The organism is Alicyclobacillus sp. ALC3, assembly GCF_028751195.1.
GTDB lineage: Bacteria > Bacillota > Bacilli > Alicyclobacillales > Alicyclobacillaceae > Alicyclobacillus_L.
Genome location: NZ_CP066784.1, coordinates 3,123,253 through 3,136,246, shown reverse-complemented (window position 1 = coordinate 3,136,246; position 12,994 = coordinate 3,123,253). Strand labels below are relative to the sequence as shown.

Here is a 12,994-nt window from a genome sequence, read left to right as displayed (position 1 = left end):
CGAACTCCGGCTGTGTCGTTCTCATGACTTAGCGTTCGAACTGGCGGGTAATCTCTTCTTCGACATACGGGTTGAGCACGCGCAGGTGCGTTCCCTTCATGCCAAGTGAGCGACTCTCCAGCGTTCCAGCGCTCTCAAGCTTGCGGATGCTGTTGACGATGACTGAGCGGGTCACGCCATGCTCGTCCGCAATCTGGCTGCTGACGACAATGCCGTCTGCAGATTCCCGCACAGCTTCCATCAGGTAGTTCGCCGCCTGCAGTTCCGAGAAGCTGAGGGACTCAACCGCCAAGTGCGCAAGCGCACGTTGCCGACTCTCTTCCTCTTTGCGCTGCTGGCGGGCGTGGATGACTTCAAGCGCCACAATAGAGGCGCTGTACTCTGCGAGAACGAGGTCATCGTCGTTAAACGGCTCTGCCGAGCGTGCAAAAACGAGCGTTCCTTGCCGTTCCCGTCCTGCAATCACCGGGGCAATCGAGATGTGTTTGGAGCGGAAGGACTCGTTTTCCTCCGGAGAGAACACATAAAAAGGTTCTTTGTCCTGGATGTTTGCCACCGTCTGTTCAACACGCAACAAGTGCTTATTGAAATCCCCAGGGAAGCGTTGGTCTTTCGTCATGATGTCGAGCCATTCTTCCGTCAAGGCGTGTTCGGCAACCCCATACCCGAGCACCTTTCCTTTGCGACCAACAATGTATACATTGCAGGACATAATACGGCTGAGAAACTCCGCAACTTCGTGGAACTCCACCTGCTCGTTTGCGGTTCGCAGCAATTTGCCGAGCTCCTGCACTTTCTCCAACAGTTTCACAATACATTCTCCTAACTGGTCCGAGTGTTGCGCGTTAGCGCGGGAACGACCGCCCCACATAACATTCTGATTTCTACATCCACCAATCATACATGTTAACACAAATCTTGTGGACTTTCATAGAAAACCAGAGCCATTTTCGCCAATTTCGTTCTATATTTCGACAAAACTCTCCGTGTTAGACAAATTCTCTTCCACCACATCGCCCGGCGCTTCTGCTGGCCTGTCTTGTCGTACGAACTTGTAGACAGCAACCAGTCCCTCTAACAGTGTCAAACTATCCGTCAGTTCTCCCCCGCAGGCGTGCGCCATCTCAGCCCAGTCGTGCGCGTCGTACAGACGGCGTTTCGCAGCAGCGGTGGACCAGGCGAGAAAGCTGTCACGCTGAAAGTCTTTCCACTTGCGTTCGTCGACGAGTTTCTGAGCGGACCACGGATTCATCAGCGCGGATGGGTTGAGCACCACCAACTGTCCACTTGGTTTGAGCACCCGGGTAAGTTCCTGCAACCCCTTCTGCGGTTGTTCGCACATGAACAGCACGTCCAAACAGGTGACAAGGTCAAACGAAGCCTCTGGAAAAGGCAGTTGGCACAAGTTGCCGACTGCAAAACTCATATTCTGCAACCCGAAGTCAGTGGCAGACCGCCTAGTCCGAGCTACCATTTTCTCAGACACGTCGAGTGCCGTCACCCACTCGCTGCGCTGTGCAAGATGCGCGGCAAATCGACCTGCTCCACACCCCGCATCAAGTACGTGGTAGGTGTCTTGAATCCCCAGCCAATGAATCAGCGTGCGTTGCATGGACTGGTTCCAGTCTGTCTGCTCCAGGGTGTCGAAGAACTCGACCATTCCGTCTTCACCTGTCAACACGTCCGCTCCTCCCCACACAATCATATGGTTGTCCAAAGTCGCGTACAATGCAATATCCAAATCGGCTCTCAGGAGGTCGCGCTGTGAACGAGACCATGCATCTGTTCCTGCTCATTGTGCTCGCGTCATTTGTGTTCTCCTGGGTGGTCAGCCGGATTCCACTACTGCGCATTCCCGCCTCTGTGGCTTACCTGTTGTTTGGCGTTTTGCTTCATGTCGGGGCCGACCGCATTCCTCCGGATGAACTGTTGTGGATTAACCAACTCGGCGACCTCGGCCTCTTGTTCCTGATGTTTTTATCTGGCCTCGAGGTGCAAGTGTCGCAATTGCGGCCCACGCCGCGCGACTCTGGAGAGCAACCAAAGGTATCTGCATTGACTACTGCGCTCACTTTTTTCGTCGCCACTTTCCTGCTCAGTTTCCTCGGCGCGTTGCTCATCAGTCGCCTGAGCGGCGACGCTCAGCCGTGGATGCTGACGCTGCTCTTCTCGACGACGTCGCTCGGTATCATTCTGCCAGTTCTAGAGGAGACCGGTCTGTTGCACCAAGCGTATGGTCAGGTACTACTCACCGCTGCACTGGCTGCTGATTTTTTGACGATGTTGCTCGTGTCGCTTTACGTCAGCGTCCGGACGTCCGGCACAGCGCTGAGCTTCCTGTTCGCACTCGCCGTAATCCCGGCGACCGCTGCCGCCTACTTGCTCTTGCAGTGGGCGCGCGGTGTACCCTGGCTACGCCAGTTCGCGGGCGACCCACAAGCGCGGATGCGCGGCCTCCTCGCTCTGCTTGCTGCAGCGTGCGCCTTCGCAGATTTCACAGGTGCCGAACCGATTCTCGGGAGTTTTCTTGCAGGAATGGTCGTTTCCGCTATCCCGTTCGCCTACAAAGCAAAACTGCGCAGCTACTGCCATGGACTTGGCTACGGATTTTTGATTCCGATGTTCTTCATCTCCGTAGGCTTGCACTTTCACTTCAGCGCTTTTCGAGAACCGTCCTCCTGGCTGTGGCTGCCGGTGTTGCTCGTCGTCATGTTCGCGGTGAAACTGCTGCCCGCTTGGCCAGTGTTGCGTCCGTTCGGTAGAAAAGCTGCCATTGCTGGCGGGGTCTTAATGTCATCTCGGCTCAGTTTGGTGGCTGCAGCCGCAATCATCGGTGTCAACATTGGAGCGATGACTCCCGGGCTCGCTCAGTCGATGATTCTGGCCGCAGTCGTCACTTGTCTGGTAGCCCCCGTCGTTTTCGTCTCTCTGACTTACGGTTGGCGCAGGCGATCGAGTACCATCGGGTAACCGTCCGAGCCGTATAGCAAACAGCGCTTGACGCGACTGATTGTAGCCGTACTCGCACCTGTCTCTGCTTCGATGTGGTGATAAGTACATCCGTCCTGCAGCATGCGAGCCACCTGCAGCCGCTGCGCCAGTGACTTGAGCTCCGCGATGGTGCACAGGTCGTCGAAGAAACGGTAGCACTCTTCCACTGTCTCAAGCGACAGGACGGCCTGAAACAGTTGGTCCATGGTCGCATCGCGGAGTTTGTCGATCTGCATGTGGCGGCACCCTTTCTGACCCTCCGTCGCGTATCAGGGACGCACGGGGGTTCGCAACGCAAGACGCGCAGCCGCGCCTCTCGGCGCGGCCGCAAATCACTTCAATTCCAGCATCAAGAGTTCTGGATGTTCAATCAACCTGCGGATGTGGTTCATGAACCGAACTGAACCTGCTCCGTCAATAATCCGGTGGTCGAACGACAGCGACAAGGTCAACATGTCGCGGATTACGATGTCGTCCCCTCGCACGACTGGCTTTCTTTGAATCTGGTGAACGGCGAGAATACCGACTTCTGGGTAATTGATAATCGGCGTCGCAAACATCCCGCCAATCGGGCCCATGTTGGTAATTGTAAAGGTGCTGCCACGCAGTTCCTGCTGACTGAGTTTGCGTTCCTTGGCGCCTCGCGTCAGGCGCAGAATTTCGTCGCCAATCTCCGCAACTGTAAGCCTGTCCGCATGCCGAATCACAGGGACTAACAACCCGTCCGGCGTATCCACAGCCAGTCCAATGTGGTACCCCGCCAACAACTCAATCTCCTGTGCCTCTTCGTCTAAGCGGGCATTGAAGTAGGGAAACGCGCGCAGTGCAGAGACCACAGCCTTGACAATGAAGGGGAGGTAACTGAGCCGCTTACCCTGGGCTTCAAGGGCTACATTCCAGCGGTTGCGCAGAGCCACCAGAGACGTGGCTTCACAGTCGTCAAATGTGGTGACATGCGGTGCCGTAAACGCCGACCGACTCACGTGCTCAGCGGTTGCTCGACGCACCCCGCGAAACGGGATGCGCGTCGAAGCTGGCTGGTGTGCGCCAGCCGTTGTGAGCAATTCAGTTTCTTCTCGCGGCAGCACCCTCGCGACGGCCGAAGCAGTCACGCCCCCGACTTGGTTCGTTGCGCGCTGCGTCGCGTACTCCTGCACGTCTTTGCGCGTAATGCGGCCGTTTGCGCCGCTGCCTTCTACCTCATCAAGCAGCACGCCAAGTTCTCGCGCCAAGTGTCGAACACCGGGCGTAGCCAGAGGGCGTGGGAGCCCGGACGAGCGCTTTTGCTCGGTGCCACTACGTCCACGGCTTCCCTCGCTTTGCCGACGCGGCTGCGTCGCGTGTGCCATCGCCGGTGTGCCGCCTTTTGCAGCACCAGTAACTTTGACGCTTTGGGCGGCCTGTAAGGCACGCACTGCCATGGGGCTCTGAATCTCAGCAGCGTGGTCTGTGACTGCACCTGTGCGCGCGGTCAGGGACTGGCTGTCGATTAATGCTTGTGCACCTCGCGCTACACCAGTCTCAGTATCAATGGTCACGAGCACATCACCGACATTTGCGACACTGCCAGGCACAGCGAGGATTTCCGCGACGCGACCCGAGACGGGTGCAGGCAGTTCGACCACCGCTTTGTCTGTCTGCACTTCCACAATCGGGTCGAATTCCCGCACAAACTCACCCTCGGTGACGAGCCAGCGTACGACCTCGGCTTCACGGATTCCTTCCCCGACGTCTGGGAGCCGAAACTCTGCAGGCACGTCTGTCTCCCCCTCTCAGATCGCTTAAAATGTCAGGACCTTCTCAATTCCAGCCGTGATTCGCTCTGGCGTAGGTGCATGCAAGTCTTCTACGCCAAACAATGGTGCCGGCACGTCGAAGCTGGTCACGCGCGCCACAGGCGCCTCAAGTTGCAAAATACACTCTTCACTGATTCGGGCTGCGATTTCAGCTCCGAGTCCAAGCTGTCCGACCGCTTCGTGCACGACCACGGCTCGACCGGTCTTCGTGACGGACTCGAACACCGTGTCCTCATCCCAGGGAGACAAAGTACGCAGGTCGATGACTTCAATGCTGACGTTTTGCGTCGCTTCCACGCGCGAGACCACGTCAAGCGTCTCTCGCAACATAGTTCCCCACGAGATGACGGTGACATCCGCGCCTTCTTTCACTACCGCCGCCTTGCCAAGCGGGACCGTATACCAGCCTTCCGGGACTTCCTCGCGGAACGCTCGGTAGATGCGCATCGGTTCAAGAAACACCACCGGGTCCTCGGACTCTGTCGCGGCGAGCAACAGACCTTTGGCGTCGAATGGAGAAGACGGCGCCACGACAGTTAGTCCCGGCGTATGGGCGAAGAATGTCTCTGTGCTCTCCGAGTGCAACTCCGGTGCCCGGATGCGCCCGCCAAACGGGACACGCACCACCATCGGCACACTGTAACGGCCTTGCGATCGCATGCGAATGCGCGCGACGTGCGAAATCATCTGCTCGAACGCGGGGTAGATGAACCCCATGAACTGAATCTCCGGAATCGGTCGAAGGCCGTTCACTGCGAGACCCACAGACGCTCCGATAATTCCTGACTCCGCAAGCGGCGTGTCGATTACGCGGTGTTCGCCAAACTCCTCAAACAGCCCATCGGTCGCGCGAAACACACCGCCGTTTTTGCCGATGTCTTCGCCGAGCAAGATGGTACGTTCATCTTTTCGCATTGCTTCACGCAGGGCGTCCTGAACAGCTTGGACCAGTGTCAGTCGACTCACTGCTTGCCCCCCTCTCCGCGGGCGGCAGCACTCTGCTCGACCTCCGATTGTTTGCGGCGTTCGAGCATTACGAGCAGTTCGTCGCGCTGGCGTATGAGCTTCGCCGTGGGCTCTTTGTAGATGTGTTCAAACAACTTCTCTGGCGGCGTCGGTGGTGCTGCCTCCATCGCAGTGATTGCGCTCGAGACAAGCGCGTCCGCCTCAGTCAGACAAGCGTTCTCCTGCTCGTCGTCCCACAGGCCCCAAGCCCGCAACTGCCCCTGCAGACGTGGAATCGGATCTTGCTCGCGCCACGCATCTGTTTCTTGTGCAGTTCGGTACTTTGTCGGGTCGTCCGATGTCGTATGTGCCCCGTAGCGGTACGTCAGCGCTTCGATCAACGTCGGGCCACCGCCTTGTGCGGCTTTTTCGACTGCCGCCTGCACGGCCCGGTAAACTGCGATTACGTCGCAGCCATCCACACGCACTCCTTCGAAGCCGTAGGCTTCTGCCTTCTGCGCGATTGTCTCCGACGCCGTCTGGCGACTGAGCGGCACGCTAATCGCGTACTGATTGTTTTGGCAGAAAAATACGGCCGGAACATGAAACACACCGGCGAAATTCATTGCGACGTGAAAATCACCTTCGGAACTCGCGCCGTCGCCAAAAAACCCGAGTGCGACTTGGTCGACGCCGCGCAACTTCGCCGCCCACGCCGCACCCATCGCGTGCGGTAACTGGGTAGCAATCGGCACCGCCATCGGAAACACGTTCACGTCATCCGGCACCACTGCACCTTCGGGCCGTCCATTCCAATACAGCATCAACCGTTCCATCGGAACTCCGTGCAGCATCACGGCCCCAGAATCACGGTACGTCGGAAACAGGAAGTCTTGACGTCGCAGTGCGTTCGCTACGCCGACCTGACAAGCTTCCTGACCTTCGCACGGCGGGTATGTGCCAATGCGCCCTGCGCGTTGAAGCGCGACACAGCGCCGGTCAAACTGGCGAACCAATACCATTTGTCGGTACATTTCCACTAGCGCTGCATCAGAAATGTCCCCTGGCTTGTTGTCTGCTGCATGCAGCTGATTGGAGGCGCGTTTCACCTGCTCGACAGGCCTCGCCATCGCCTCTTCCTCCTCTCGCACGCCAATGCGCACTGATTTTCATTCTACCGTAACAAGATACCACATTGCCGGCATAAATCCGACTGACACGTCGATGCTATTCGTGAGACTCAATCTGTCACAGCAAGAGTGTAAGGGGTTTCAAGAAATCTCGCCACAGTTCCTAGTGTGTATAGCACAGAGAACCTTCTGCTAGCTTTAGCTCTGGACATTCTCCCACACAGTCGCCACACCCTGGCCCACCCCAACACACAGTGTCGTGAGTCCAAATCGGCCACCGCTCCGTCCCAAATGGGACATCAACGTCGTCACCAAGCGGGCTCCGCTTGCCCCGAGCGGATGCCCAAGCGCGATGGCGCCGCCGTTCGGGTTGACCTTCGCTGCGTCAAGTCCGAGTTCGGCGATGCAGGCCAAGGACTGAGCCGCAAACGCTTCGTTGAGTTCGATGGCGTCGAGGTCTGCGACCGTCAGCCCGGCGCGGGCAAGCGCCTTCCGAGTCGAGGGGACAGGCCCAATCCCCATGTAGGCGGGGTCTACACCTGCCGACGCCGACGCCACGTAGCGCAATCGAGGTGTGAAACCAAGCGCCTTTGCTTTCGCTTCCGACATGATGAGCACGGCAGCTGCACCATCGTTGATTCCGGAACTGTTTCCTGCCGTCACCGTTCCGCCATCGCGAAACGCCGGCTTTAGCTTAGCCAACTGTTCAGGCGTCACGCTGCGTCTTGGGTGTTCATCCGTGTCAACTCTGACGGTCTCGCCGCGGCGACCGCCAGCCACGTCGACTGGCACGACCTCAGCCGCCAACCAGCCGTTGTCCTGCGCGCGCGCCGCACGCTGTTGGCTCTCTAGAGCAAATTGATCTTGCGCCTCGCGCGAAATACCGTAGCGCAGAGCGACGTTTTCGGCAGTCTCCCCCATACTGTATGGATGGTGGAGTGCGGCCAACTTGGGATTCACCATCCGCCAGCCAAGCGTGGTATCGTACATGGTTTGGTTGCCGCGCACGTAAGACTCCTCAGGTTTTGGCAACACCAGCGGAGCGCGAGTCATGCTCTCCACTCCGCCGGCGAGGAAGACCTCCCCTTCCCCGCAGCGGATAGCCCTAGCAGCCTGGTTAATAGCTTCCAGTCCTGATGCGCACAAGCGGTTAACGGTCACTCCGCCGACAGTCTCCGGCAATCCTGCAAGAAGCGCTGACATCCGCGCCACGTTGCGGTTGTCTTCCCCAGCTTGATTGGCACAGCCGAGGATGACGTCTTCAATCTCAGACGGATCAATCCGGTTACGTTCGACCAAAGTCTTCAGCACGAGCGCCGCCAAATCATCCGGACGCACCGCGGACAGCGCGCCACGGTGTTTCCCAAACGGAGTCCGCACCGCATCGACAATCACCACGTCCTGCATATTACTCCCCCTTCTGTGTTTCCTCGAGGACGATGTCGCCAGCGAGCCACCACTGCCGCAACAGCGGTGAAGGCCGGTAGCGGTCGTCGCCGAGTTCACGCCAACACGCTTGCAGCGTCTGCCACACCGAACCAGCCCCAAGTTCCCGCAACCACGCCACCGGCCCGCGCGGGTAACTGGTGCCAAGGCACATCGCGCGGTCAAGGTCAGCTGCGCTGGCGATTCCTTCCCGCAGCGCCTCTATTGCTTCGTTCAGCACCATCGACAGGACGCGCATGACGACACCGCCAGCGCCATCGCGAACCACCACGGGACTAAACCCGAGCGCAAGCAAGGCCTGAGCAGACTGTTCGTCCACGTCTCCATCCTTGGCCTGCAAGGGCCGACACCACGCGGCGACGGGCGCACCCTGTTCACCTGAAGCTGAAGAATCAAACTCAGGCAGCGGCATCACGGTGGCAAACCCGCGTAAACGTTCCGGAAAGGTCAACCAACTCGCTTGTTCCGTGGCGGACGGACCTGACAACGACGCAATGATGACCGTGCTCTCCGGCAGAGCTTGCTCGATGCCCTGGACAATCGCGCGCGCCGGCGCCAAATCGCTTGCAAAATCGAGCCACACAAACTCCGGTGACGTCTGTTCAGCAACCTCCCGACAAGTCTCAGCCCGAATGTGCGCCGCGTCTGCCTCCCAGTCATGGAGAGGACGGTCATAGGTGAGGCCGACCTGACTCTGGGGACGTCCAGAAAGCTCGCTCACACGGGTCTGCAGTGCTCTTGCGAGTGGCGTATCGCCAAACACTACTGTGCGCCGGACGATGTCAGTCCGTTTGTCCTGCGCCATCTGCTCCCACACGGTTTCGTCCGACCCAGTCTGGGTCGTGCCGCCGTATGTGTAAAAACCCTTTCCCGTCTTGCGACCGAGTCGACCTGTCGCAACACGGCGCGCCTGCAACAGGTGCGGACGATAGCGCGGTTCCCCGTAGAACGCTTCATACACGGACGTCGTCACATCCAGATTGACGTCGACGCCAATCAAATCCATCAGTTTGAACGGTCCGAGTGGAAAACTCGCATTGCCGTGAAGTAGTCGGTCGACGTCCTCCACCGAGGCTGTACCTTCGCCGACAACGCGCAACGATTCGCCGTAAAAATTGCGCGCAACCCGGTTCACGATGAAACCCGGGGTATCTCGACAGACCGCCGCCTGCTTCCCGAACCAGTGAGCCACGTCAACCGCCGCTTGTACGGTCTGTGCGCTGGTCTCCTCGCCGACCACGACTTCAATCAGCTTCATCACGGGCGCCGGGTTAAAAAAGTGCAACCCAACCACTCGCTCCGGATGGGCGGTTGCTGACCCAAGCACCGTCACTGAGAGCGATGAGGTGTTCGTCGCAAGCACGGCGTCAGGGCGGCAGATAGCGTCAAGTTGTTGAAACAGCGATTGTTTCAGTTCCATCCGTTCGGGAGCAGCTTCAATGACCACGTCTGCGTCTGCGAGGGTGTCGAGGGCTGTCTCAAGCGACAGCTGCTCGTACAGCCCGATGGCAGCGTCAGGTGTCAGTTCGCCCTTCTCCACGCGGCGTTGTAGACGCGCCCAGATGTCCGCCGCTGCCTTGTCGAGAACTTGCGACTGAACATCGCACAACCGCACGCGCGCGCCAGCTGAGAGTGCGACGAGTGCAATACCCGCCCCCATCGTGCCGGACCCGACGACGCCGACTGTATGCACAGTTGCCATGTCCCGAGCCTCCTTAGATGGGCTTAGCGGCCCTCGTACTTCGGGGCGCGCTTCTGCACAAAGGCCGTCACGCCTTCGATAAAGTCTGCGCTCTGACCAGCCTGTTCCTGGCACACCGCTTCCCGCTCAAGGGCTTCGGGCAGGCTTGCAGAGAAGTTCTGATAGATGGTCTCCTTAGTGAGAGCGAGTGCCTTGGTTGGTCCAGCCGCAAGTTGGGCAGCGAAACGCAGTGTCTCCTCGAGCAGCGCCTCTGGCTCAAACAGTCGGTTCACGACGCCAGCTGCATGCGCGCTCTCGGCCGAGATTACATCTGCCGTCCAGGCCCACTCGAGCGCCTTGCCGACACCAATCAGGCGCGGCAGGAAGTAACTTGTCCCGGAGTCAGGCGCTAGTCCAATCCTACTGAAGGCCATCGTAAACTTGGCGTTTGTCGCAGCAAAGCGCAGGTCGCACGCCAACGCAAGACCAAAGCCAGCTCCCGCAGCAGCGCCATTGACAGCGGCAATAATCGGTACAGGAAGCGCCTGCATCTTCGCGATGAGCAGGTTGTAGCGCTCGCGAACGGCGTTTGCCAAGTGCGCTCCATCGGCGATGGCATCCTGCTCAGACAGGTCTTGTCCTGCACAAAATGCCCGTCCCGCTCCAGTCAGAACGACAGCTCTCGTGCCCGGCTCGTTCTCGACGCGCTTCATCGCGCTGTACAGTTCCTGGCCGAGCGATGTGTTGATCGCGTTGGCGACCTGCGGACGATTCAGCGTGATGAGCGCAACGCCTTCCCGGACCTCGTACGTGACCATCTCGTACATCGTCAGGATTCCTCCGTTTCTACGTCCGCGAAGTAAACTTTCACCAGAGCGCCCGCAAAAGTCTGCAGGTCCCGGCCGCTTGCCTTCCCTTCGGGCGACCGCATGGACGCGAGCATGTCCGCCCGAGAGTCAAAGTACATCTCCGCCATCAGAAACGGGTCACTCTCACCGCCATCAGCTTGGAAAAAGTGGTTGATTTCGACTTTTCGCAGCCCTGGCATGCACCGCGCAAGTGGCAAATGAACCTCTCGATAGTGCTGCATAAAGGCCTCCGGGTTCTCCGGTCGGCGGTATAACGCCACCATTTTTACCATGACCTTCTCACTCCTTCCTTACAGGTCGCGCCGGTCTACTACACGCACTGCCTTCCCCTCACTACGCGCAATCGTGAACGGGGGGTGGATGATGAGTTTTGCAGCAATTTGCAGTCGCGTGTGAAGCGCGTGTTGCAGGGTATGGTGGAACGCGTCGAGCGGGTACTTCGCACTGTCTTCCTCAGAGCGCCACTCGGCGTGAACTTCCATCGTATCAAGCGGACCGTTCTTCGCAAGCACAATCTGGTAGTGTGGCGCTAACTCCGGCACAGTCAGCAGTTCTGCTTCGACCTCTTGTGGAAACACATTGACGCCGCGAACAATCAGCATGTCGTCAACGCGGCCCTTAATGCGCGACATCTTTGCGTGTGTGCGACCACAAACACACGGTTCGTCGCTGCGGGAAGCAAGATCGCCTGTCCGATAGCGGACCACCGGGAAGGCTTCTTTCGTAAGCGACGTGAAAACCAGTTCGCCAACGGTGCCGTTGGGCACAGCTTCGCCGGTCTGTGGGTCGACGACTTCAAACAGGAAGTGGTCTTCCCAAACGTGCAGTCCGTTCTTCTCCTGTGCGCACTCGACCGCAACACCTGGCCCCATGACTTCACTCAGCCCATAGATATCGACGGCGTCAATGCCTAACAATGTCTCAATGCGCTTGCGCATCTCCTCGGACCACGGCTCAGCGCCAAAAATACCGAAGCGAAGCGCCAATTGCCCGGGCTCGATGCCCTCAGCCAAGAGAGCCTCGGCGAGATTTACAGCGTACGAGGGCGTACACGACAATCCCGTAGCGCCAAAGTCCTGCAACAGAGTCGTCTGCCGCTTCGTAAAGCCGCCAGAAGCCGGAACGACCGTACAGCCAAGGCGCTCGGCGCCAGCATGCAAGCCAAGTCCACCCGTAAACAGTCCGTAACCGTATGCGTTGTGCAGAATGTCCCCGGGTTTGCCGCCTGCACTAGCAATCGCGCGGGCAACACATTCCGCCCAGTTGTCAAGGTCTGCAGCGGTGTAGCCCACGACTGTCGCCTTCCCCTTGGTGCCAGACGACGCGTGAATGCGCGCCACCTGCTGCAGCGGTACGGCGAACATTCCAAACGGATATGTGTCTCTAAGGTCTGATTTGGTGGTGAACGGGAACTTTTTCAGGTCATCGAGCGTGGTCAGGTGCTCAGGTGATACACCGTACGAGGCAAATCGTTGTTGGTACAGGGGGATATTTTTGTACGCATGCTGCAGTGTCTGCTGCAGCCGTTCCAACTGCAAAGCCAAAATGGCTTGTCTGGGCATTGTTTCAACGGTTGGGTTCCAAAGCAAAGCAGGTTCCTCCTCACCCCATCCTCGTGTCTGCCGGAGTGAAGCGGTCAGCCCGCCCGCTTGACTCGGCTGAACAGGCCGTTACAGCCCGTCCAACCGGCAGACTCGCACCGAATCGCGATGTCTCTATCTTATATGATCGACGGCTGAAATCCTATGAATCTTCATTCTGCCACACGCGCGCGGACCACCTCCTACGCGTCAGGGACCAGACGACGGTCCTAGGCAGTCTATCGGTGGAGGGTTTTCAGTACATCAAGCATGTGTTCGACTTCCTCGATACGTAGCGTCAACTCTTTCCGCTCGGTCTCATCGGCTAGCTCGCTTCGTTCTGCCTCGAGGCTTTTTAACCGGTGTGACAGTGCCCGTTGCATCTGCCGCAGCGCATCGTCAAAAGCTACTTGCTCTCTGGTTTCCATGTCGTCTCCTCGCCTTCCGCAAACTCCTGAGCGCCCGACATATCAGTTTCGTCTGACAAGGTGTCACTTCATCTAGTATAGCAAAGCGGATGGAGAGACCGTATCAAGTGAGATTGCAGAGAGTGCGC

General features: G+C 58.5%; 13 protein-coding genes. 1 reads left to right on the top strand and 12 read right to left on the bottom strand.

The features are described 5' to 3' along the window. Positions 1–28 precede the first annotated feature (28 nt). Together codY and JC200_RS14440 are read right to left on the bottom strand one after the other, a co-directional pair. The gene (codY, locus tag JC200_RS14445; protein WP_274432386.1) at positions 29–811 is read right to left on the bottom strand and encodes a GTP-sensing pleiotropic transcriptional regulator CodY; all 783 of its coding nucleotides are present in this window, start codon (positions 809–811) and stop codon (positions 29–31) included. Between the two features lie 153 nt (positions 812–964). Beyond that, positions 965–1,681 (bottom strand): class I SAM-dependent methyltransferase, encoded by a 717-nt coding sequence (locus JC200_RS14440; RefSeq protein WP_274432385.1) that lies wholly within the window; start codon positions 1,679–1,681, stop codon positions 965–967. An 83-nt stretch (positions 1,682–1,764) separates the two neighbouring features. On the opposite strand from JC200_RS14440, the gene JC200_RS14435 reads away from it, so the two are divergent. Continuing rightward, positions 1,765–2,970 carry a cation:proton antiporter gene (locus JC200_RS14435; RefSeq protein ID WP_274432384.1) on the top strand — a complete coding sequence of 402 codons (1,206 nt, stop codon included), beginning with the start codon at positions 1,765–1,767 and terminating at the stop codon, positions 2,968–2,970. Here the strand turns inward: JC200_RS14435 and JC200_RS14430 are convergent. From JC200_RS14430 to JC200_RS14385, 10 genes are all read right to left on the bottom strand, one after another. Then, a complete protein-coding gene (locus JC200_RS14430; protein ID WP_274432383.1) occupies positions 2,934–3,227 on the bottom strand; it encodes a YerC/YecD family TrpR-related protein in 294 nt (97 codons plus the stop codon). The two genes, JC200_RS14435 and JC200_RS14430, sit on opposite strands and share 37 nt — an antisense overlap. A 96-nt stretch (positions 3,228–3,323) precedes the next feature. Then, complete coding sequence (locus tag JC200_RS14425) at positions 3,324–4,748, bottom strand: dihydrolipoamide acetyltransferase family protein (protein WP_274432382.1); 1,425 nt, start codon at positions 4,746–4,748, stop codon at positions 3,324–3,326. 24 nt (positions 4,749–4,772) lie between these two features. Beyond that, positions 4,773–5,753 carry an alpha-ketoacid dehydrogenase subunit beta gene (locus JC200_RS14420; RefSeq protein ID WP_274432381.1) on the bottom strand — a complete coding sequence of 327 codons (981 nt, stop codon included), beginning with the start codon at positions 5,751–5,753 and terminating at the stop codon, positions 4,773–4,775. Beyond that, positions 5,750–6,862: a pyruvate dehydrogenase (acetyl-transferring) E1 component subunit alpha gene (gene pdhA / locus JC200_RS14415; protein WP_274432380.1), complete on the bottom strand. Its 1,113-nt coding sequence runs from the start codon at positions 6,860–6,862 to the stop codon at positions 5,750–5,752. Before pdhA ends, JC200_RS14420 begins: the two co-directional genes overlap by 4 nt. A 198-nt stretch (positions 6,863–7,060) precedes the next feature. After that, the gene (locus tag JC200_RS14410) at positions 7,061–8,269 is read right to left on the bottom strand and encodes a thiolase family protein (protein ID WP_274432379.1); all 1,209 of its coding nucleotides are present in this window, start codon (positions 8,267–8,269) and stop codon (positions 7,061–7,063) included. Position 8,270: 1 nt separating this feature from the next. After that, on the bottom strand, positions 8,271–10,010 hold the full coding sequence (locus JC200_RS14405) for a 3-hydroxyacyl-CoA dehydrogenase NAD-binding domain-containing protein (protein WP_274432378.1): 1,740 nt from the start codon (positions 10,008–10,010) through the stop codon (positions 8,271–8,273). 23 nt (positions 10,011–10,033) lie between these two features. Further along, positions 10,034–10,816 (bottom strand): enoyl-CoA hydratase-related protein, encoded by a 783-nt coding sequence (locus JC200_RS14400; RefSeq protein WP_274432377.1) that lies wholly within the window; start codon positions 10,814–10,816, stop codon positions 10,034–10,036. 2 nt (positions 10,817–10,818) lie between these two features. Then, positions 10,819–11,130 carry an EthD family reductase gene (locus JC200_RS14395; protein WP_274432376.1) on the bottom strand — a complete coding sequence of 104 codons (312 nt, stop codon included), beginning with the start codon at positions 11,128–11,130 and terminating at the stop codon, positions 10,819–10,821. Positions 11,131–11,148: 18 nt separating this feature from the next. After that, on the bottom strand, positions 11,149–12,447 hold the full coding sequence (locus JC200_RS14390; protein ID WP_274432375.1) for a phenylacetate--CoA ligase family protein: 1,299 nt from the start codon (positions 12,445–12,447) through the stop codon (positions 11,149–11,151). A gap of 230 nt (positions 12,448–12,677) precedes the next feature. After that, complete coding sequence (locus tag JC200_RS14385; RefSeq protein WP_274432374.1) at positions 12,678–12,866, bottom strand: hypothetical protein; 189 nt, start codon at positions 12,864–12,866, stop codon at positions 12,678–12,680. Positions 12,867–12,994 lie beyond the last annotated feature (128 nt).

Coding starts and splice junctions, on each gene's coding strand:
- JC200_RS14410 (WP_274432379.1), bottom strand. CDS start 8,269: ATGCAGGACGTGGTGATTGTCGATGCGGTGCGGACTCCGTTTGGGAAA.
- JC200_RS14400 (WP_274432377.1), bottom strand. CDS start 10,816: ATGTACGAGATGGTCACGTACGAGGTCCGGGAAGGCGTTGCGCTCATC.
- pdhA (WP_274432380.1), bottom strand. CDS start 6,862: ATGGCGAGGCCTGTCGAGCAGGTGAAACGCGCCTCCAATCAGCTGCAT.
- JC200_RS14395 (WP_274432376.1), bottom strand. CDS start 11,130: ATGGTAAAAATGGTGGCGTTATACCGCCGACCGGAGAACCCGGAGGCC.
- JC200_RS14405 (WP_274432378.1), bottom strand. CDS start 10,010: ATGGCAACTGTGCATACAGTCGGCGTCGTCGGGTCCGGCACGATGGGG.
- JC200_RS14385 (WP_274432374.1), bottom strand. CDS start 12,866: ATGGAAACCAGAGAGCAAGTAGCTTTTGACGATGCGCTGCGGCAGATG.
- JC200_RS14430 (WP_274432383.1), bottom strand. CDS start 3,227: ATGCAGATCGACAAACTCCGCGATGCGACCATGGACCAACTGTTTCAG.